1 protein-coding gene is annotated in these 437 nt (G+C 71.2%); it reads left to right on the top strand.

Going from position 1 to position 437, the window contains the following annotated elements:
- On the top strand, positions 1 to 437 hold a 437-nt coding region (locus tag FDP13_RS21515), incomplete at both ends, for a hypothetical protein (RefSeq protein WP_143840379.1).

Raw genomic sequence — 437 nt, 5'->3', positions numbered from 1 at the left:
GGTGACCTGCAGGCGGCGCTGCGTCAGGGGCTGGCGCAGGTGGCCGGCCCGTCGCTCACCGACTACCCGCTGCCGACCAGCCAGAACGGGCTGTTCGTGGCCGACACCGCCGGCGACAGCCGCTACCTGATACGCAGCAACCCGACGCTGAGCCGGCTCGGCCAGGTGGACAACGCGCTGTTCGGCGACCTGCGCGGCCTGCTGGGGCAGACGCCGGGCACCACGGTGCCGGTGGAGCGCAGCGCGACGCTGACCGACCCGACGCAGGTGCTGGGCTCGTCCTACCTGCTGGGCAAACTGAACCTGGACGCGGAGCACGACTACCGCTTTCTGGGGGACGCGGCGTTCGACACCCGCTACATCAGCAACGCGGTGCTGAGCCAGACCGGGCAGCGCTACCTGAACGGGGTGGGCTCGGAGCTGGCGCAGATGCAGCA

The sequence above is a fragment of the Dickeya sp. ws52 genome, assembly GCF_007210685.1.
GTDB classification, from domain to species: domain Bacteria; phylum Pseudomonadota; class Gammaproteobacteria; order Enterobacterales; family Enterobacteriaceae; genus Dickeya; species Dickeya chrysanthemi.
This window is presented reverse-complemented; position numbering and strand designations above follow the sequence as displayed.